Origin of the sequence: Nitrospira sp. BLG_1 (assembly GCF_047338595.1) — a bacterium.
Lineage (GTDB): Bacteria > Nitrospirota > Nitrospiria > Nitrospirales > Nitrospiraceae > Nitrospira_D.
Genome location: NZ_JBLFBO010000015.1, coordinates 45,184 through 66,850 on the forward strand (window position 1 = coordinate 45,184; position 21,667 = coordinate 66,850).

The 21,667-nt window shown below is 54.8% G+C and carries 14 protein-coding genes; 6 read left to right on the forward strand and 8 right to left on the reverse strand.

Going from position 1 to position 21,667, the window contains the following annotated elements:
* Positions 1-146: 146 nt before the first annotated feature.
* The 4 genes from ACMTNU_RS12875 to ACMTNU_RS12890 are packed head-to-tail and all read left to right on the forward strand — an operon-like array spanning position 147 to position 6,745.
* Entirely contained in the window at positions 147-1,853 is a 1,707-nt protein-coding gene (locus ACMTNU_RS12875) for an NADH-quinone oxidoreductase subunit L (RefSeq protein WP_413935663.1), read from the forward strand.
* Positions 1,850-3,142, forward strand: a complete 1,293-nt coding sequence (locus tag ACMTNU_RS12880; protein ID WP_413935664.1) for a proton-conducting transporter membrane subunit — start codon at positions 1,850-1,852, stop codon at positions 3,140-3,142. Before ACMTNU_RS12875 ends, ACMTNU_RS12880 begins: the two co-directional genes overlap by 4 nt.
* Complete coding sequence (locus ACMTNU_RS12885) at positions 3,139-6,399, forward strand: DUF2309 domain-containing protein (protein ID WP_413935665.1); 3,261 nt, start codon at positions 3,139-3,141, stop codon at positions 6,397-6,399. The genes ACMTNU_RS12880 and ACMTNU_RS12885 overlap by 4 nt, the downstream gene beginning before the upstream one ends.
* 4 nt (positions 6,400-6,403) lie before the next feature.
* Entirely contained in the window at positions 6,404-6,745 is a 342-nt protein-coding gene (locus ACMTNU_RS12890; RefSeq protein ID WP_413935666.1) for a P-II family nitrogen regulator, read from the forward strand.
* Positions 6,746-6,956: 211 nt separating this feature from the next.
* Here the strand turns inward: ACMTNU_RS12890 and ACMTNU_RS12895 are convergent, their stop codons facing one another.
* The 4 genes from ACMTNU_RS12895 to ACMTNU_RS12910 form a co-directional block, all read right to left on the reverse strand.
* Entirely contained in the window at positions 6,957-8,339 is a 1,383-nt protein-coding gene (locus ACMTNU_RS12895) for a sigma-54-dependent transcriptional regulator (RefSeq protein ID WP_413935667.1), read from the reverse strand.
* Between the two features lie 3 nt (positions 8,340-8,342).
* Positions 8,343-10,268, reverse strand: a complete 1,926-nt coding sequence (locus ACMTNU_RS12900) for an ATP-binding protein (RefSeq protein ID WP_413935668.1) — start codon at positions 10,266-10,268, stop codon at positions 8,343-8,345.
* A 110-nt stretch (positions 10,269-10,378) separates the two neighbouring features.
* On the reverse strand, positions 10,379-11,548 hold the full coding sequence (locus ACMTNU_RS12905; protein WP_413935669.1) for a sigma-54-dependent transcriptional regulator: 1,170 nt from the start codon (positions 11,546-11,548) through the stop codon (positions 10,379-10,381).
* A gap of 237 nt (positions 11,549-11,785) precedes the next feature.
* Complete coding sequence (locus ACMTNU_RS12910) at positions 11,786-13,546, reverse strand: SulP family inorganic anion transporter (RefSeq protein WP_413935670.1); 1,761 nt, start codon at positions 13,544-13,546, stop codon at positions 11,786-11,788.
* A gap of 1,162 nt (positions 13,547-14,708) precedes the next feature.
* Here ACMTNU_RS12910 and ACMTNU_RS12915 point away from each other — a divergent pair.
* Both ACMTNU_RS12915 and ACMTNU_RS12920 read left to right on the forward strand, forming a co-directional pair.
* A complete protein-coding gene (locus ACMTNU_RS12915) occupies positions 14,709-15,377 on the forward strand; it encodes a hypothetical protein (RefSeq protein WP_413935671.1) in 669 nt (222 codons plus the stop codon).
* Positions 15,378-15,477: 100 nt separating this feature from the next.
* The gene (locus ACMTNU_RS12920) at positions 15,478-15,786 is read left to right on the forward strand and encodes a PG0541 family transporter-associated protein (RefSeq protein WP_413935672.1); all 309 of its coding nucleotides are present in this window, start codon (positions 15,478-15,480) and stop codon (positions 15,784-15,786) included.
* A gap of 752 nt (positions 15,787-16,538) precedes the next feature.
* On the opposite strand, the gene ACMTNU_RS12925 is transcribed toward ACMTNU_RS12920, so the two are convergent.
* The 4 genes from ACMTNU_RS12925 to ACMTNU_RS12940 form a co-directional block, all read right to left on the reverse strand.
* Positions 16,539-17,126, reverse strand: a complete 588-nt coding sequence (locus ACMTNU_RS12925) for a DUF3365 domain-containing protein (RefSeq protein ID WP_413935673.1) — start codon at positions 17,124-17,126, stop codon at positions 16,539-16,541.
* A 142-nt stretch (positions 17,127-17,268) separates the two neighbouring features.
* Positions 17,269-18,921 (reverse strand): efflux transporter outer membrane subunit, encoded by a 1,653-nt coding sequence (locus ACMTNU_RS12930; protein WP_413935674.1) that lies wholly within the window; start codon positions 18,919-18,921, stop codon positions 17,269-17,271.
* Between the two features lie 28 nt (positions 18,922-18,949).
* Positions 18,950-20,152, reverse strand: a complete 1,203-nt coding sequence (locus ACMTNU_RS12935) for an efflux RND transporter periplasmic adaptor subunit (RefSeq protein WP_413935675.1) — start codon at positions 20,150-20,152, stop codon at positions 18,950-18,952.
* Position 20,153: 1 nt separating this feature from the next.
* Positions 20,154-21,667: efflux RND transporter permease subunit (locus ACMTNU_RS12940; protein WP_413935676.1), on the reverse strand; the 1,514-nt coding region annotated here is incomplete at its 5' end.

A 21,667-nucleotide genomic window follows, 5' to 3' on the forward strand; every position in this document is an offset into this window, starting at 1 on the left:
AAGACGGCTGTTTTTCAGTCGCAGGCCGTAGGGCGACTCGCTCTTCATGCTGAGAGGCCGGTCGCAGTACAAGCCAATTGCTTGGGTTGACCATGGGTCGACACGAGGCAGTTGGCTTTTGTGTTTTTTGAGGTCATACCGAACCGATGTGGGCTGCACTGTTCATCCCGTTGCTTCCTCTGGTCGCCGCACTGGTCGTAGTCTGTGCAGAGGACTCAACCCGCTATGCCCATGCCAAGATTGCCGCGCTTCTGATGGGAGCGGCCTGTGTGGGAGCTGCGGGAACTCTATATGCTGTGACGATCTCGGGGCCGATCACCCTGCAATTCTATAACCCTGCCACGGTTGCGTCTCTCACGATTCCTGTCGGGTTTTACATCGACCGACTCAGTGGCGTCATGATGACACTGATTTCGGCCGTCAGTCTGATCATCTACACCTACTCCGTGAACTATATGTATCAGGACCGCCACTACCGACGGTATCTGACGCTGATTTGCCTCACAGATTTCGTATTGCTCTGCATGGTGTCTAGTGCGAATCTCATGATGCTGTTTTTGTTCTGGCAACTGCTCAGTTACCTGCTCTACATGCTCGCGCACAACCATAGTCATCGTCAGACTCTCGACGGAGCCTACAAAACGTTCACGGTCCTGCGTGTGGCTGATATGGCCCTCCTGATGGGGATCATCCTCACCTACCAGGTGTACGGAACGCTTGAAATTCCCGAGCTGTTCGCCCGCGCGAGGGCCTCCGCCCATACCGTGGCACTGTGGCCGGGCATGGAGATCGACGCCGCCACCGCCATTACTTTACTGATGTTCATTGGGGCGATGGGAAAGTCCGCACAGTTTCCCCTTCACCTCTGGTTACCGAGTTCGCTTTTTGCGCCGACACCCGTACACGGCTTGCTCCATGCCGGCATCATCAACGCCGGTGGGTTCCTGATCAATCGCATGGCGCCGCTCTTCGGCTTGAGTTCGGTCACGTTGCACGTCGCCTTGGTGGTCGGCACAGTGACTGCGGTGCTGGGAGCCTCCATGATGCTGGTGCAGAGCGACATCAAGAAGACGTTGGGACTGTCGACGATCGGCCAGATGGGGTACATGATTATGGAGTGCGGGCTCGGCGCATTTTCACTGGCGGTCTTCCATCTGATCGCACATGGTCTTTTTAAGGCCACGGTCTTTCTCAATTGTGGAAACGTGATTCAAAAGGCCAGAGTCGAGCCGCATTTCCCCCATACAGACCGTACCCATCATCAGGAGGAAGAACTGTCCAACCTCACCTGGTCGACGGGGGTTCTAACGAGCCTGGTCATCCCGCTGCTCATTCTCTTGGTGACCCACGGAGTGTTGCACATTCCCTTGTTGGAGTCGCATGGGACCGTCATCATCCTCTTCTTCATATGGATCACCTCATCACAAGCGATCCTGACACTCACGCGATTGCGCGCGGTCGCATCCTGGAAAGTATCGTCCACCATGCTGTTGACCTTGCTCTTCGTGATCTTCATCTACCTGTTTGCGGTGGAATCGTTCACCGCGTTCCTCTACCCCAATCCCAATGAAGTCGCCGCTTACTACAAGGCTGCCGACCTACCCGACTGGCTGTTCGACCTGCTTCTCGTAGGCGCGACAGGCCTGACCATCCTCGGCTGGATTTATCTGTATTTGAAGGCCCATGGGCGAAGTGTTTGGATACCGGCTTGGGTCGAGAAAATCCGACATCGAGTGTATGTGGCGCTCATCAATAGATTGTATGCCGACGAATGTTATGGCCGTCTCGGACAAGTCCTCCTGCGGTTTGTCCACTGGGTCGACAAACAAGAAGAGGGATGGTCGCGGCGATGACGAGCGCGGTTCTTTTTTCTTGGCTCGCCACCTGCATTCCGCTCATCGGCGCCGCGACCGGTCGGATACTTTGGGAAGACGTGCCGCAGCTGAAGAAATCGTGCGTCATCTGGTGCCTCATCACTGTCGTCCCGATTCTGAAACTTCCGACACACCTCCCGGAAGGCGCCTTGCTCCTCGATCTGCTTCCGATCGTGGCCATGATCTCCATCTTGGGACAGCCGGTTCAGAAGGATCACCGTCTTTCCTGGCTCATGACCTTAGTCAATCTCGGACTGGGGATCGGGGTCATCGCCCATCCGGCTCCATTGAGTCAGCTGTTCCTCTTGACACTATTGGTGAGCATAAGCGGCTTGTTGATACGTCACCATACGAGCTTGTGGCCGATTTCATGGTGGGGGATCAGCCAATTTTGTCTCGCTGCCCTTGGAGTGGTCGTCGCCGCACTGACCACGCCTCCGCTTTCGTCGTTAGGGATCCTGGTTACTGCGGCGGTGCTGATCCCGCTCCTGCCGTTCCATACCAGCTATGTGATTGCGCTCACACGACTGCCCGGCAATCTGCCCTCATTCTCGGCATTTCTTCTTCCCGCCGTCGGCCTGCACGTCATGGCCTCGGCCCTAAACATTATTCCCGCGGCGCTCTCCGGTATCGTCGGCCTCCTCGCGCTCATCGGAGCGTTGTATGGTGCGGTCAAAGCCCTGGCACAGACTCGGATTCGACTCATGCTGTCGTATGCGAGTCTCTCCTTCTTTTCCATGCTCTGGTGGCATACCTCGGCATCGAGCCTGGCGACGTCTCGCGCCGCCGTCTTCGTCGCCTCCATCGGTGTTGCGACCTGCGGACTGCTCATTGCCTGGCAAATCATTCGGACACGCTATGGTGATGACGTCGACCCATCTTCGATCAGTGGATTGGCCTCATCAATGCCGCGCTATGCCGTGCTGTTGTCTCTTTTGGCATTGGCAGCGATGGGGCTTCCCCCCTTCGGCGTGTTCGCCGGACTGATGGGGTTGCTGCTCCACTCACCGATTCCGTCACTCATTGGTCTGATGATCATGTCGTCGGCCTGGCTGGCAGCGTCCTGGTATCTCATGAGCGCGGTACAACGATTGTTGTTCGGAATCAGGCGAGGGGACCTTCGCTATCGTGATGTCGTGCAGCAAGAGTGGGCGGCACTGACCATCACGGTTGTCATCCTTACGATGTTGGGACTGGCCCCTATTGAGTGGTGGTCGTCGACGGCCGCGCAGTCGATGGCCGGAACGTTCTTGCGAGCGATTCCATGACACCAGTGAATGAATCGATGGATCTCGAGTCGAAACGGATGGAACTCCGCGGCATCGTCCGCCTTGCCGGCGAAATCATCGCGCAATACTGGCCGATGCGGACGTTCGTCCACCACAATCCATTACATAGCCTGGAATACCTCCCCTTTGAGGAAACGGTCCGGCGCGGCAAGCAATTCTTGAATGGAGACGGCTATCTCCCGAACGACTTGTATCGTGCCTACGTCGCATCCGGCCGCATTCGCGTGGAGCACCTGGAGACGGCCTTACAAGCGCTGGCAAGCGATCGAACGATCGCCCTTGGACCTCGGTCAGTAACCCACGGAGAAGTCTTGCGGGCGTGCCTGACGGAAGGGCTGTGCTCCCCCGTGCGAGAACCGCTCGACGATCAGCTGAATGATCCCGACCGAGATCTGATTGAGCGGATCGCGAGGAAGCTGGAGCAGGTCCTGGAGACGCCTTCCCTTGACGAGCGTGTAAAAAAAGTCCTGGAGACCAACCACTCCGCGCTCTGCCGGTGGCTCACCCTGTCTCACTGGTGTGACGACACCCTCGGCACCTCAATCGTCCAAACCATCAATGACCAGATGATCAAGTGGTGCTCGGCCTTTCTCGATGAGGGACATGCCGCGTGGGCCATGTCCGACCGTGACGAGGGGCTGTACCAATCCTGGAAGCGCCTCGCCGCACAAGAATGGTCACTCATCGGGATTCCCGACAGTCGCCGTAAAATTGCCGCGCTCCCCGATCATCCGGAAGACACGCTGCTGGAAAGTTTGGACCTGTTGGGCATTCCAATAGCATTGCGGCAAGATTACTTGTCGCTCCAGCTGACCGCCCTCCCGGGGTGGGGAGGCTTTATCAAATGGCGAGGAGAAGAACGAGACTATCCCTGGCAACAAGCCCATCCTGTCGGCCTGGTGAAATTCCTCGCCATTCGCCTGTGGTACGCCCGTGAGCTCGTGCAGGCGGCATGTCGAGAGTATCTGGATATTCAAGGGCGATTCGACGAGATCGTCGCCTATATGCGTGACTATTCGGAGGAGTACTATTTGCGACGACAGCGGATCGCCGGCCATCTCCCCGCACTCTACGCTGAAGAAGTCGATCGGCTTGCCCATCGGAAAGGACAAGGCTGGAACACGGTGCTCGCGCGCTATCGTACGGAGGTGGTTCCCCGGCACCAGGCCGCGCGTCGGCGTGGAAATGCCCGACGACTCCTCGCGCTCAGCCGATCACTCGAGATTCGCGATGAACAGCTGGTCGAGAGCGAGGCCCAGGCGTTGAAACAGGTTATCGATTGGATCGAGGCCTTTCCGGAATCGGACCATGGCATCGTGTGGCTGAAGGCCTTTGAAGCCGGTTATCATGAGCCACTGATCGGACAACTCATCTCTGCGTCAAAACAAGAGCGCACGGAGAAGCCGACAACTCTTCCCGTTCGCCCCTATTCACAGTCCGTGTATTGTATCGACGTCCGATCCGAGCCATTTCGTCGCCACCTCGAATCGATCGGTCCGCATGAGACCTATGGCTTCGCCGGCTTCTTTGCCGCCTTCATTCGGTACCGCGCCTGGGGAAAAGAGCACGACACGGAACAGTTCCCCGTCATCATGCGGGCCAAGAACGAAGTCCGGGAAATCCCACGAAGCTATCTGGATCACAAGGTCTCGCAACATCAGGTGTGGACGAAGTGGGTCCATGCAGGCCACACGTTGCTGCACGATCTGAAAGAAAACGTTATTACCCCTTACGTCATGGTCGAGTCTATCGGCTGGTTTTATAGCCTGCCGATTTTTGGAAAGACGCTGCTTCCGTCGCTCTATCGGCGCGTCGCGACGTGGCTGCAACGACAGTTTGTTCCGCCCCTCCCCACGACCCTGACAGTGAACAAATTGTCCCCGATGGATACCTCGGAAATGCTGACGGTCGAGCAGCAGAAGCTGGTGCGGATGGCACTCCAGGAGCGTCTTGGACTACGCAGTACTCATATCACCCCGTCGCTCATCGATGGACTGCGACAGCGGGCCCTTCACGGTGAGGAGCAGCCCGACACCGGATTCCTGGCCGAGGCGCAGGCCGTCGGCTTGAAGGAAGACGCGCTTGATGCGTTTATCCTGCTGCTCCAACGAGAATACGACGTCAACCCTCGTGCGGCTTCACGATTTAAGGAACGACTGACCAGAACCGGCTTCACGCTTGAGGAACAGACCTTGACCGTTGAGACCGCTCTGCGGATGATGGGACTGACGAAGAAGTTCGCCCGGCTCATCTTGTTTTGTGCGCACGGCAGCACATCTGACAATAATCCCTACGAGTCGGCGCTCGACTGTGGCGCGTGCGGAGGGAATGAAGGCCAACCCAATGCCCGAGTTCTCGCCATGATGGCGAATTATGGCAAGGTCCGTGAGCGCCTACGGAAAGCGGGGATTGATATTCCTTCCGATACGCACTTCCTTGCCGGCCAGATGGATACCACCACCGACGCGGTCCGCTTGTTCGACCTCGAAGATGTGCCACCGACCCATCGTGCCGACCTCGCGCGACTCCAAGCTGACCTACGGGAAGCCGCGGAACTGGCGAGCCAGGAGCGATGCGGACGGTTCCCAGAGCTGCAGCAGCCGCTGGACGAATCGCAAGCCACAGCCCATGTGCGTCGGCGTAGTGTGGACTGGAGTCAAGTTCGCCCCGAATGGGGGCTCTCCGGCAATACCACGTTCCTGATCGGTCGTCGCGAACTCACGAAGGGGCTGGATCTCAATGGTCGGATGTTCCTGCACTCCTATGACTATCGAGAGGACCCGACGACCCGTTTCCTGGAGGTCTTACTGACCGCTCCTCAGGTTGTTGCGCAATGGATCAACATGGAACATTATTTTTCTGCCGTCGACAACGAAGTATATGGCAGCGGCAGCAAGATCTACCACAACGTGGTTGGACGGTTCGGCATCATGTCCGGCCCCTGGAGTGATCTTCGACTTGGATTGGCACGGCAAACGGTGATGAATGGGGAGATGCCGTACCATGAGCCGATGCGGTTGCTGACGATCGTCGAAGCTCCTCGCCGCGGAATCGAGAAACTCATTGCCCGACATGAGGTTCTTCAGCATTATTATCATAACGAATGGGTACACCTGGTCGTCTTGGACCCGGAGTATGGCCAGTGGTACCGCTATCGGCCAAATGGGGAATGGGCTCGGATCTTGCACGATTCCGGTGATGATGTCGTAATCTCATTGGACGCAGGAAAGGAGTAGATCGATGGGTGGCTTACGGTTGCATCCGATGAAAGAAGTTCGTGTAATCGTCGCAGGCGAACACCGGGCGTTCGTGACCGAACTGCTGGATCGCGTGCATGCCAGCGGGTATACGATTATCGGTAACATCTCCGGCAAAGGGCACCATGGAGTGAGAGAGGCCCATTTCATGTTCAGCGAGCAAGAAAGCCTCGAAATGATCCTCACGGTCGTTCCGGAGGAAAAGGTGGAACCGATCCTGGCTGGTCTCAAGCCTCTCTTCGAACGCCACTCAGGCTTTATGTATGTCGCGGATGTCGCTGTCGGTAGGGAAGAGTACTTTGGGAAGAAAGGCGGCAAACCATGACTGCCGTCTGGGAAACGACTAGCAGGGGCTGGACGGAGCCGGCTCGTTCCAACCTTTCAAACGTAACGCCCGTTGTCGATATTGAAAAGGTCAGGCCGGCTCTCTCCTAGTCTCCATTCCTTCTGACAGCCGCATTCTGGGCCTCCAGTCTCTCGATTCGTTCGCGCGTAACATTGACAGAGAGGGGATCCGATACGGCCAGACGACCCGTTCAATTGTGCTTTTTCAATCGTCGATCTAAAGAAAATCTCGTGAGCCCCAACTGTTTAGCCGCGAGGCTCTTATTGTAGTCGGCAAGCCGTAATGTTTCGTCGATAATCGACTCCTCGATTTGCTCAAGCGTTTGTTTCCCGACATGCATTTCAATACGGATCAGCCGTTCTTCTCCGACGGATACGGAGGTGGTGATCTGTTTAACCGTTTCACGCAATTCACGAGGCAGGTAATCAGGGGTCAACAGTTGCCCGGAACAAAAGATCATGGCCCGTTCGATGATATTTTCAAGCTCCCGAATATTCCCCGGGTAATGATAGCGTTCCAAAATCACGCGCGTCCCGGCATCAAGCTCCGGAACCGACTTGCCGAACTCGTGGGCAAATCGCATCATGCTTCGCTGACACAACGGGATAATGTCCTCCACCCGTTTGCGAAGAGGAGGGATCTCGAAGGTGACGACATTGAGCCGAAAATAGAGATCTTCTCGAAAGACTCCTCGCTCCACATCTTTTTTGATTTCCCGATTCGTCGCCGTGATGAGACGGAAATCAACACCGAGATCGTCGGTGCTTCCCAGCCGCCTGAACGAACGTTCTTGAATCACACGCAGCAACTTGGCCTGCATCGACATATCCAAGTCGCCAATTTCATCAAGAAACAGTGTGCCTCCTTCGGCCTTTTCGAGGAGACCTAACTTTCGTTGATTTGCCCCGGTAAAAGCCCCTCGCTCGTATCCGAATAGCTCGCTTTCAAATAGATCCTTGGGGATGGCGGTACAATTGACGCCCACGAAAGGTCCGGCGGATCGAGGACCGTTATGATGGATGACTCTGGCAAGAAATTCTTTTCCTGTGCCCGTTTCTCCGAGGAGCATAACGGAGGACTTTGGATTCTCGGCGACGCCTTGGACCTGCTCCAGCAAGTGTTTCATCGCTGGGCTGTGCGCTTGGAGATTGCTCAGGTGAAATTGATTTTCTTGACCACTGAGCTCTGCTTCCAGGCGACGCCGAAGCTTCAGCATATCGATCGCACGACCAGTTACAACATCGAGTCCTTCAAGATCGACGGTCTTGATCAAGAAGTCATAGGCTCCCAATTTCATTGCTTCTACGGCATCCTGCACCGAGCCATAGGCCGTCAGCATGATCACCAGGGCGGTGGGAGCTAAATGCCGAATATGCCTGAGTGCATCCAGGCCGCTCATGCCCGGCATCTTGAGATCGAGCAGCACAAGATCAGGGTGCGTGTGTTGAAGCGCATCCATCAAGGCCTCACCGGACTCATACCCGACGGCGGCATGTCCTTGTCGAGCTAGACGCTTGACGATCGCCGTGCGAATCACATGCTCGTCGTCTGTGACAAATATCGTTGCACGCATGAATTAACCTCTCATTGAGACCGGTTCTTGCTCGAGCGGCATCCAAATACCGAGGATCGTGCCTTTGCCGACCTCGCTACTGGCATAAATGTCTCCCCCGTGGGCTTCTATGATGTTCTTGCAAATTGCGAGCCCCAATCCGGTCCCGCTTCGTTTCCCGGATGTGACAAAGGGCTGAAATATCTGGCCGATCAGTTCCTGAGAAATTCCATGCCCCGCGTCTTTTACTTGAATCATGATCCCCGGGCGTTCCTCGCGAAACAACTCATCCGTGGTGATTTGAATCGGAGACCCTCCATTGGGTGTCGCCTCTAAGGCATTGTGCACCACGTTCAGAAGCACTTGTCTCAGTTGATCACGGTCGGCGTGAACTTCGTTGATCATTGGCGACAGGTTGGTCTTGAGAGCGAGGTGTTTTTGTTCGAGCTGAGGGTGCAGCAATTTTGCCACTTCATTGACCAATTGAGTGAGATCAACGCGAGTCGGTGCAAGACGGCGAACACGTGCAAAGTCAACGATTTCATTGACGATGCGGTCCAACCGCCGAGTTTCCGCCAGGATGACTTCAACTTCCTTTCGTTTCGCGTCGGCAGGCTCAAAGTCATCCAACAGCACTTTGGCCGTCGACCCAATTCCAACCAACGGGTTCCTGAGCTCATGCGCAATACCTGCCGCAACCTGCCCCAGCGTCGCCAAGTTTTCTGCCCGACTCAGTCGAACCTGCAGGCTTTCGAGAGCCGTAATGTCGATATTGAAACCCACATAGACGATATCCGATGATTCCAAATCCATGATGGGGACATGTCGGCTTAAGATCTTTCGAACAACCCCGTCCTCATGGACAAACTGGAAGATTGTTTCACACGGTCGGCCTTCGGCCACTGCTTGAGCCAAGGTCGTAAGGACGCGGCTACGATCGGCAGGATGAATGCATTGGAGGAACGTGGCGGGCGCGACGTCCTTGTCCGGATCAAGCCCGGCTAACTGCTGATTGTATCGATTGCTGAATGTGACCTTCACGCCTTTCGTCATCACGATGCCGACGGGAGCATGGTCTACCAATCCCCGATACTTGGCTTCGGAAGCAGACAGGGACGCGTTCAATTTCTTGAGTGAATACTCCGAATGCTGGAGCTCCTCCACGTCTTGTCGGATTCGTGCGCTCATCGCGCCCATCACTCTTGTCAATTCTCCGATCTCGTCCTTGCGATCAAGCTCCGGAATCTTGGGAACCGAATCGGCTGTCTCTGTATCCATAGCCTTCGAGAGATCGACGAGCGGAGCCACGATTGATCGAGCGATAACCGCGAGGCCCAGAGTGATGAGGGCAAGGGTCACAACCCCGCCAGCCAAGATAATAAAGATGGTTCGGATCTGATCATAGTTCAACGCCGACAGTTCCTGTTGCGTCGTTTGCTGTTCCATTTCCTCAAAACGCCTCATCCAGGTGCGTATCTCAACCATGATTTCTCGGCTTTTCCCCTCGTGAATGTATCGAACAGCCTCTGTCTGCGAACCTGCCTTGACCGCGTCAACCAATCGCTCCTTCTCTTCGACTGATTTGGTGACGGCTTTTTGCAGTTCTCTGAATTGCTGATCCTCCTCTTTTGGAAGTCTGCCGACCAATTCCCGCTCGAATGTACGCAGCGTCTCTCGCCGTTGCTTAAACCCTTCGAAGTACTGGTCGTTTCTCGTGATCGAGTATCCCAGAAATGCCGTTTCCAGGTCGGCTACTGATCGCATGTATTGAGCCACCGTTTTCTGAAGGAGATAGCGCTCGTTCAGGCGTTCCTCGTCGTGGAAAAACGTGAGGACGTCCATCGAAAGCATCGCGCCTAACAGAAGCAGGAAGAGCAGAGGAACGGCAGGGATGAGCAGGAGCTTCGGAAGAATCGGAAGGCTGTCCAGAAACTTGTACAGAGCTTGCATGTGTTACGCCCATTCCGTCGGCACGGATCATCCACTCCGACCCTGCGCCCAGTCTTATCGCAGACAATTTTCCAGCAAGGGCTCGACGATCACTCCGCAGCCACGACAACCTAAAAAGCCCCGGGCAGATCTCCCGGAGTCAGGGTTCGGCCCACACACAACATCATCGCCCGTTCAATCATGTTTTGAAGTTCACGCACATTCCCGGGAAATGGATACTGCTGAAGCGTCTTCACGGCTCTCGGATCGATGTCCGTGACCTCCTTTCCAAGCTCCAACCCGTACTTCGTCATAAACAGTTTGGCGAGGGGTATGACGTCCTCGGTACGATTTCTGAGCGGCGGTACCACCAAGGGCACGACATTGAGACGATAAAAGAGGTCCTCTCGAAATCGGCCGGCCGCTGCTTCTGCCTTGAGATCACGATAGGACGAGGCGATCACACGAAAATCTCCGACAATATCCTCGGTTCCACCCAGTCTCCGATAGGATTGATCCTGCACAATACCGACGACTTTCCCTTGCATGGATAAGTCAAGATCGCCGATTTCGTCGACAAAGAGAGTACCGGTATCCACCTGGTCCAGCAGACCCAACTTCCTCCGCTCCGCCCCAGCGAAGGCCCCGCGCTCATATCCGAATAAGTCGCGCTCAAACCGCTGGGGTGAGAGCGTCGTACAACTGATCTTGACGAACGGACCTTTCCCCCGTGTGCTGCTGTGATGAATGACTTTGGCTAAATACTCTTTCCCGGTTCCGGTCTCCCCCATGAGCAGAACGGGCACATTGGCCAGTTGCATCAGATGCTGTAGCTGCCCGACCAGCGCCTTCATGGCAGGACTGTCCGCAATGAGATCGTCTAAGTGATATTGTTCAGCTTGATGTTGCTGGTCGTGGAACACCCGTCGTCGCAATTGAATATGTTCTACCGCCCGAGTGACCACGCGTTCCACATCGTCCAAATCAATGGTCTTAATAAGAAAATCAAAGGCGCCGAGCTTCATGGCTTCGACGGCATCCTCGACCGTTCCATACGCGGTCAATAGCACGACGAGCGATTCCCTCGTCTTGGCTCGCAACGCTTCCAGAACTTGTATGCCGTCTAATCCGGGCATCTTAAGATCCAGGAGAATCAAGTCCGGGGGGTCTTGCTCAACGACGGCAAGAAGTTCTTCTCCGGATTGGAAGGTCCGTACTCGATGTTGCATGCGACAGAGCAGTTTCTCCAGTGCAGCCCGAAAGGCAGCCTGATCATCAACGATGAAAATGCTGGCCTGCATCAGGTGATGCTCCTTCTCACTGGCACGTGGCTGGTCGGTCGGAAGACTGCGCCTCTTGCTCTTTCCCAGGACTGCGGGTTGCGAGCGCGAGGAGGGGCCTCACTCTGCTCAGGAAAATCCTGTCTCGTCATCCGAATGGGCATCCGGTGAGCCGGAGGCACTCCCGTAGTCACCACAGATGTTTCGACGATCATCGTCGCACTTCGGATGGGCCCTGAACATTTCACCGTCGCCGTGTCACACATATGCCATGCTGTCACGCATCTGATTCACCCGATAGGCCAGTGCATGCTTCGAATGAGCGACAAACCGTTCATTGCCCAGGATGACGCACCGATGACCTGCTTCGTGGCAACGCTCCTTGAAATAATACACATACTCCATCGCCGTATGGTCAACGACATATCCTCTGAAAATGAGCAGAAACGTGTGTTGGGCCTGGGATTCTGCCAAGAGAAGATTGAGTCGCTCCTCGAGTTTCATGACGTTCATGCAACTGACGGAGGAGAGGTAAATCTTATATGGGTGTTTCATGTGCCCCCCTGACTCCGTCACTACAGGTACGCTTTCCGGCCCAGTACGACCATCCCCGATTCGAATAATTGGATCACGAAACAGCTCCTTAAAGGATGCCAGGATGGCGGATTGAAGGGTTTCGTTCTGTGCGGCTCGGAATTGTGGGGTGAAGGTCAAACCCATCAGCACGTCGCGGCACAACAGCACAATCTTTGCCACAACTCCCAGGAGCACCCCCACCAGGAGACTGGACGTGAGGATCGTCCCGATCACGCAAGCCCCGGCAATCAGAATCTGCTCCCTCCCGATCGCCCATAATCGGAAAAACACGACCGGAGCGCACAGCCGCCAGCCGATAAAAATAAGCAGGGCCGCCAAAACCGTGATGGGAATCCGGTTAATCAGTGCGGTCCCAAACCAGAGAAAGAGAGCCATGAATCCGGCATAGTACGCATTGGCCCACAAGGTTTTCCCGCCGACAAAGACGTTCGCCGTACTTTTTATTCCTCCAGGAATGATCATGAGTCCTCCGGCAAGACCCGAGAGCATGGTCGACACGCCCACCGTTCGCAGCGTCACGTTGGGGTCCGACCTCCTCTTGAAGGGATCAATCTTATCGATTGCACGGATCGTCGCAAGCGACTCCGTGGCATTGATCAGGGTCAAGAGGACGACCGTCGTAAAAAGAGCAAACCACAGGTCAGGTCGTTCCCAGATAGCAATAAAATGTGGGAACTGCACTCCCTGGGCCAGGATGTTATTGGGAACGGAGATCAGATTCTCTTTAGGGATATGTAGTACCCCTCCCGCCACAGCCCCCCATACGACAACGAGTAAGGGGGAGTGAGCCCTGACCCAAGGGTACTTATTGAGAAGTGCGCTGTTGAGGATAACGAGAAGAATGAGGCCGATGAGGCCGATGCTGAAGACCTGGATGTTCGGCGCCATGATTTGCGCGGGCAGACGACGGAGGGCTTCTGAAACGTCCCTCGTATAGGACCAATCCGAGTGGCCAAAGAGAGCAGGTATTTGTTGGATGATGATGAGGACTCCAATGGCCATCAACATCCCTTGCAATACGGAACTGGGGAAATACATTGCCAGGCGTCCGATGTCATATCTGCTCAGCAGGACCTGAATGGCCCCGGAAAGACAGACGGCCACAAGAAAGAGAGGATACCCCTCGTCCAGATTCCCTCCGCCCAGGATCAATATCCCGGCTAAAGACGCTGGGGCCAGACCAACCGCCGGCCCGCCGATCGTGACATACGTGCCGCCGAGCAGCGGAAACACAAATCCAGCGATGATGGCTGACATCACCGCCGCAACAGGAGGGGCTCCCGAAGCGAGTGCGATACCGAGTGAAAGCGGCAAGGCCAGTAACGAGACCTGTAATCCGGCGAGGAGGTCATGACGCCAGTATTTCAGTCCAGGAACGCCGTTTGAGGGCTTTTCATCTCTGGAGAGCTGTTTCGTTTCCAATGAACGATTTCTCCCACATCTTGACCCGGTCTACCTCTTTGCGCCGGAAAGTCTCCATTATTATTTCGGAGAGCTTACGGATTTACCGTTCACCAACATGACAGCGGCAAAGACTCTTGTCGGTGTGAACAGAGATAGACCCCTGATATTTATCTTACTCAAAGCATATGTAATGCCAGGAACTGCTTTCCCAACCCACGCGGGACCGATCCTTGAGCCGAGCGGTACATACCTTCAATTCTTGGTGTCCGAGCTGAATCCATAACGCTCACGATCCTTCAGGAATTCGGTCCTAGCGTAACAATGCCGCATCGTGCGGAATAGCATATGACTCACAGTGCGAATGCGATCATGCCTTGAGATGGTGGTTATGACTCTAGATCTCCAATAGCTAATCCATTTTCTCCGGGAAGTCTTCGAAAAGTTGCACCTTGATACATTGACATAGCGCATACTGAGAGTGGCCTTAATAAATCCCCGTATTGTATACAAAAGGAGATCCATATCATAGTGGCCTATCACTCTCACTTTCTATCCCTATAACTAGGTATCCCGGTTTTCCGTTGGAATCTTCCCTGAGTCCGGTTTGATTATTGAGTGGAATTGAGGGGATTGCTGGAACTCGCGGCCCAACCTTACTTAGTTGAAATCGGCCTGAGCATATTGCTTCCTTATAATTAGGATTATTCATTCGTCGCAGGTCCCATATGCAGAATCAGGAGTTCTGTTGCATCAACCATGGATTAATAGACTTCATACAATTGCCATGATCCTCCAGCTAGCCATCTGACTAGCGCAGGACGGAGTTCGTATCCAACAAATACACACGGAGCCAATAGCACAGACAGAAATTCAAAAGTGAGCGATGACGCACCCACCGCTCAGTGCGAATAGGGGCTTGGATGGGGTGATCCCGTTTACGTCAAGACACATTTATCTTGAGTTGACGCTACCGATCCCACTCTCCCCTTTCCAATCAGCGTGATCCATAACCATCGACCATTCTGTACAGCGGCTCGCTTCTTGCTCCATTCCTTTCAGTACCGGGGATCGCGAGGGAAATAGGAGCAATAGGTCGTCTACCCTCCCGTGCCAACAATCCCTGGAACAGACCTTTGCGCACAGTGTGTGAGCAATTTTCTGAGGAAGAAGGAGCTCTATTATGCTATGGCTCACCCCTACCCCAGAACCCCATGGTCAAAGACACACAAGATTGGAACTCGGCAGGATCGCATTTATTCCACTCGTTCTCGTATTGAATATGGTGGTGGGTTGTGCCGCTGTACTTTCACCGATGAAGCCGGGGGCAATCGATTCGATACGATCGGACGAAGGGTTGGTGCTCGGTCGTATCCAGCTCACCGATACGAACGGCGAGGCATTCCAGTCTCCCAAGAAACCGTTTCGTACGTCCTTCCATATGCAGTGGCGACTAAAGGAACAGACGGTAGGGAAGGAGTACGTTATCGATCCCCTTCCGAAGGACGGACCGTTCCTGTTGAAACTACCAACCGGTTCTTACGAGCTCACGGCGTTGAATTTTGATACGGCCCTGGGCATCTGGCAGGCCTTCTTGCCGACGACATTTAGGGTCAGCTCCCAGGCCTGTACCTATCTGGGCACGTGGGATCTCCGCACGAGCGCTGGGTTTTTCAGTGGGTCCATTGTCCGCCATGTCGTTGATCAACATGCCCTTGCCGAAACCGACCTTCAAACTTTTGTGAATGAACGACTGAGCAATCCGATGGTGACCGAGCTGAGCTCCTTCACAGCGGGCCCATTATTGTTAACGTTTAGAACACAAGGAACGGAATTGACCTCACCACCGTGAGATATTCACAAACTCCTGAACGTCAGGATTTATGCCGAACGACTACTCCCTACTCCACATTTGGCTATAGTGACCATGACTCTTACAAAGGATGCCGACCATGATGACAGCGTTAATGATTGTGTTTCGTTCATCAATGAGTGAGGATCTCCAGGTCGTGTTGCATGAAAGCGGGATTGCGGCCTACACCCTCATCAATAATGCCGAGGGCAAGGGAATTACCGGGAACGTCATAGGTTCGTTCTTCTATCCCGGGACCAACTCCGTGATCTTTGCGATGCTCCCCCCGGATCACGTTGAACGAACCATCACTGCTTTGAAGGCGTTTCACACTTCCCGCCTACAGAATTCACAGGGCCGGCCGATTCCATTTAAGCTGTTTTCCTTTCCCTGCACTGAACTGATTTGATGCGCGCGGGGTGATCGTCTTATTGACTGTCCTACCAACGCTCGCGCTGGAAGTGCTTACAATGCAACTGCGGGATCCCATAGTTGCGAAGCCCCTCTTACCCCTTTGTTTTGTTTTCCTCATCCCGTGCAAACGTTCACGATGTAGATCGCCTCGGCTATCTCTACAGGAGTGCCCCGGCTATTCTCGCGTCACAATTCCTATCGCTGAGCCCACCCCCTGTCTGCATTCTTCATGAGGGTGCGTTGTGTAATTGCTCGGCCGCGTCGCGAGGCCTGCGCGCGGACCTTAGAGGCGTACTCACTCGGCACGTCGAAGGTCTGAAGGGGAAAGCCCGCCGGCCACTGGGGTGTCGTAACAGTAGATCGACGGCTGCAACAGCAGAATGCTCAAGAATGTGGGCTATATTGTACTGACAGACGTCCCACGCATACCACTCAGGGCGAGGCGTACTTTTGCCATGATTTCTTTGGACTCTTCCTCGGTGGAACGAAACGGCACCAGCCGCCGCCGCTGCCAGCCCCTCAGCTGAAACATCTTTTCCGAGGGTTTTGTTGGGGAGAGACACATCATTACAAGTTCTCTACCTTGGTTGTCTTCTAGAAGGATTCCCTTTACACGCATACTGTCATTGCTCCTCTCAGGAGATCCTGGGAAACCAAGCTCGTACAGTTCGTGGCCAATGATCACCGTCCATCATCTGGTGACCTCTGTCGTATCGCCTATTGTCCCGATATGGAGTTCCCACTGAATTACCGATTTCCAACTGGAAATTCGATAATCAAGCCACCCATCACGTCACCAATTTGATAATCCTTTTTCGGACTGTCTGGATGGCTGTTATGACAGGCCACGCACGCCGGGCTGAGCGCCACATCGGCATAAATCGCACGAAAGTAAGATTGACCATCGATCTTGACGGTACGCGTAACCGGACGTTCCGGCTTGGTCCTGACGGTTTCCAGACTGTTCTTATCGATCTGATCGCGCGGACCATTCTTCCGATTAATTGGCCACAGACTGATCAATTGGTATCGAAGCCCCGTGGATTGGGTCGTAAACATCTGACTGGTCTCATTCACGATCTGAACAGGTAGCGGGATGGATTTTTTCTGATCACGCCACTCACCACTTGCTTTGGCTGCGTCCTGCTCTTCCAGAGGAGAAACGACATGGGCCGTGTAGAACGCCCGATGGCTTTCTACGACGGCATGAATATAATCCGCAACCACTTCCGGAGATAACCCGCGTATATCCGCCGCCCTTCCCTGCATTGGAAACCAAGGCAGAACAATCAAGGGGATTCCGACCATCCATGCACCCAGTTTTCTTTTCATCATGTTATTCGTTCCTCCCAGACTTCACGTATGTGGCCGCTTGCCACGTAGGTGCACCACGGCTCTGTCCTGGTGTGGAATAAGCTCATTTCTGAATCTCGGCCTCTTGGTCGGGCTACTCGCTATCGCGTCACGCAAGAACGCATCACGGGTTACTCCCGGATGTCGGCGGAGCCTTGGGAGCTGTCAGATCGTTGTAGGGCTTCGCCGCTTCACCAACATTGACGTCGATTCCTCCCACCGGCTTCGGCTTATCGAGATCAGAGTATTGGAACAACCCGAACGGTTGAATCTGATCGTCTGTCGGCAGTTGATCGCGATTCCATCCTCCGCCGAAGGCACGAACCAGCTCAACGGATGACTTCAGCAGTTCCGTCTTGACCTCGACCGAGCTGATGCGAGCCTCAAGCGTGGCAAGCTGGGCATAGATCACTTCCAGACTGTTCGCCAAACCGCCCCGATAGAGCTGCATGGTGAGATTCTGTGTTTTGAAATTTGCCCCGACCGTCGCATCCTGACGCTCTGCCGCAACCGTCAATCGATTGGTCATCGTCAAGTTGTTCGCGACCTCGCGAAAGGCTTTCAAGACCGTCATCCGGTACAGGTCCTCTGTTTCACGATAGGCCGACCAGGACTGTTGCAATTGGGCTCGTCGATATCCGCTCTGGAACAATGGCAATTCGAAGACCGCGCCGTAGGACCAGAAACTGTTCGCAATTTTGAGGAGATCGAGACCTTTCTCTTCAAATCCCCCGCTCAGCCGGAATGACACATTGGGGAAAAAGGCCGCTCTCGCAATCCCGATCACCCGATTTGCCTCGGCCATCCGTCGCTCCATCATGGCGATATCCGGTCGACGCTCAAGCAGGGTGGACGGAAGTGTGTTTGGAATACCGAATTTTGCGACCCGAAGCTCATCTACCGGGTCCAGCTTGAAACTATCCGGTGACAGATTGATCAGGACTGCGATCGCCTGTTCAGCGACCTGGCGCTGTCCTTCAATTCGCGCCAATTTCGATTCTGTGCCGTAAAGCAATGACTCAACACGCGCCACGTCGAGCGCCGACGCGATCTTACCCGCGAACTGAGTTTTGACGACATTCAGGGTGTCTTTGTAGAGATCAATCGATTGTTTATAGATCGCCGTCTGGGCATCGAACCCGCGGATCGCGAAGTAATTCCCCGCGATCTCAGCCTGAAGGCTGAGTCGTGCAAGTCCATATTCTGCGGCACGTTCCTCGGCACGATAGATCTCCGCCTGAGCGGCATTGCGAAGACGAGACCAGAAATCAGGTTCCCAGGATGCGATACCGCCAGGTTCCACGGTGCTTGACTGGAGCGGACTGTTCTCAGGCCGGAAGATCCGATCAAACGATTGCCTCCTGTGAGACGCACCCATCTCAAGACCGATCCGTGGGAAATACTCCGATCTTGCCGCCATCATAATATCCCGCGCTTGGACAAACCGCTCGGCTGCCGCGTGGAGGTCAGGATTCGCGGCCATGGCCTGGTCTATGAGCCGGTCAAGCACGGGATCCTCGTACAGTTTCCACCAATCTGGTCGCAGTGCTTCATCGGAAGGTTTTGCCACAACGAAGGGACTCGCCCCCTTCCATGAGTCGGGGACGACGTATTGCGGCGGTTCATACTTCGGTGCAAGATTGACGGCGGGAAACCAGCCGCAGGCCGGCAGACTCAAAATCGCCAGCAGAGCCGTGCTGCGCCCTACCCAAGCGAGGCGACCACACCTCGTGAACTGTTCATTGACGAACCGGTGGCGAGAACGTTGGTTTTTCATAAGATAACTGCCGTTATGTGGTTGAGAGTCAGTGTTTTGAGTCCGTTGGTTCCGGCGCCTTGGCTTGTGTACCAACGATGTCATATCCGGCCACCGGTGTGACGACGCGCACCTTATCACCTTCGAGCAATGCGGCACTGGGATTGTTGACGATCCGGTCGTTCACAGTGAGTCCTTCCGACACTTCGATGAAATTGTCATAGATCTTGGCAACGGTGATCGGCTTGAAGTGGAGACTGTCATCCTCCGAGACCACGGCCACCTGCGTGCCGTGCTCTTGGAACACCAATGCACTCGTCGGAATGGTCATGACTTTTCTATCGACCGGCGCAGTGAGGTGAACGCTGGCATAGGAACCCGGCCAGAGTGCCCGATCCTTATTGTCGATGGTAAAGACCGAAACGGCCGTGCGTGTATTCACATCAAACCCCCTCGCTACGGTGAGAAACTTGAAATTAAAATGGCGATTCGGGAGTTGGGGAACTGTCACGTTGGCAGTCAAGCCGTTGGCAAGGAAAGGCCCAAAGGCCTCCGGCACGTTCACAAAGAGACGGAGCTTATCCACCTCAGCCACAGTAAAGAGGTTATTCTTGGAATCAGTTCCGCTAAGATTCCCCTCCTTACTCACCAGGTCACCCACATTGATGTTCCGCTGTGTCACGACACCATCGAAGGGGGCCGTGATTTTCTTGAAGCCGATGAAGGCCTCGATGTTCTTCACCTTTTGTTCGGCTGCTTTGACCTTTGCAGCCGCAGCCTGAGCCTCCGCAAGTTGTACGGAGATGGCTTGTTCCGAAAGCGCTTGGTGTTCCCGCATGGCCACATAGCGTTGTGCGGTCAGTTGAGCCAGCGCGTTCATGGCCCGTTCGGATTCCAGATCAGCATGGGCCTGGTTATACTCCGCATCGAGGTCCGGCGTGGTAATTTCAGCCAAGATCTCGCCTTTCTTGACGATGTCCCCATAGTCCTTGTACCAAGCCTTCACATAGCCTTCGACACGCGCATAGATGGGCGCTTCGTACCACCCGACGATATTCCCCGGCAGCGTAATGGATTCGTTCGGCTCCACGATCTTGGCTCGAGTGAGAGCGACCGGGGTGACGGCCGTTTCCACCGCGCTCTTTTGCAGAGCAACCGCTTCGTGCTGGCCCTCATTGATTCGGTAAACCATTATGGCTAGAAACGCGATAATGACGAGAATCAGTATGACTTTCCCACCTAGCTTATTCATATCAGGCATGCTCCTTTTGGAGAACCGTTCGGCGGTGATAAATGATGGCATAGATGCAGGGCACGAAGAACAGAGTGAACAGCGTTGCAACTGTCAGCCCTCCCATGACGGCTCGACCCAGCGGTGCGTTCTGAGAGTTCGCCATCGCCATCGGGAGCATGCCGAAAATCATCGCGGCGGCGGTCATCAGAACCGGGCGAATACGAGCTTTCCCGGCCTCGACCGCGGCCCGGATCGCATCGCCATGAACAGCCAGTCGTTCGCGTGCATAGGCAACAAGTAAAATGGAATTGGCGGTAGCCGTGCCCATCGTCATGATCGCTCCCGTCAGCGCCGGAACTGAAATATACGTATGTGTGGCAAACAGTGCCCATGCAATACCAGCAAAGGCACCCACCAAGGCCGTCACGATGATGAAGGGGTCAAGCCAGGATTGAAAATTGACGACGATCAAGAGATACACCAGAACGATCGCGATGAGGAGGCCGCCTCCGAGCTCGACAAACGCGTCGTGCATGACCTCGGCCTGGCCATGCACTTCTACTTCCGCACCGCGGGGCAGGTCGGCCTTCATGCTCTCCGCGATATGCTTGACATCCTCCAACACCCCGCCAAGATCTCTTCCCTCCGCTGAGATCAACACATCAATCATGGGAAGGAGATTTCGATGCGTGACCACGCCGGGTGTGCCGATCAACGAGAGCTTGGTCACATTGCCGAGCAAATGTAGCTTTGCTTCCCCTCCGTCTGACGCCTCCCGCTCTTCCGGGGCCACCGGAATGGTCTGGAGATCCCCGATGCTCGCCAGCTGAGGCTGAGGTGTATAGACATTGAGCCGATAGGACTGTTGGGTCGAACGATCGAGCCAATACTTTTGATCGATCTGTTGGCTACCGGCCGTTGCCAGGAGCATATTGAAGCCGAAATCTCGTTGATTGAGATTCAGGCCCAGCGCGAATCTCCTATCCCCTTCGACTAAAATGGTCGGCTGAAACATCGTCTGGTAGATATACACATCCGCAGCTCCGGGAATTTGCCGGAATTTTCCGGCCAACTTTTGAGCGTACTCATAATTGGCATAGAGGTCAGGGCCATTAATTTGCAGGTCAATCGGCGCAAGCGACCCGAAGTTGAGAATCTTATCGCTCAGGTCTGCCGGCTGGAACGTGAACTCCGTTCCGGGATAGCGCTCGGACAACCCTTTACGGAGCGTGTTCCGAATGTCCCAAACCGGCGACCTTTCATCTTTCAAGGTGATGGTGAGGTCACAATCCTGGGTGCCGATCGTCGGCGTGGGAATGAAGGCGAGGTTATGGGCGCCGACGGGAAGCCCACAGTTGCTCACGACGGCATCCACATTGCCAGGCAGCATCTCCCGAATGTCGTTCGAGACGAGCGACGCAATTCGGCCTGCGGCCTCTATTCGTAAACCGAGCGGCGCCCGCATGTGCATCTGCAGCAATCCCCCTTTGATTTGGGGGAAAAACTCCTGCCCTTCGAATGCAAACAACACAA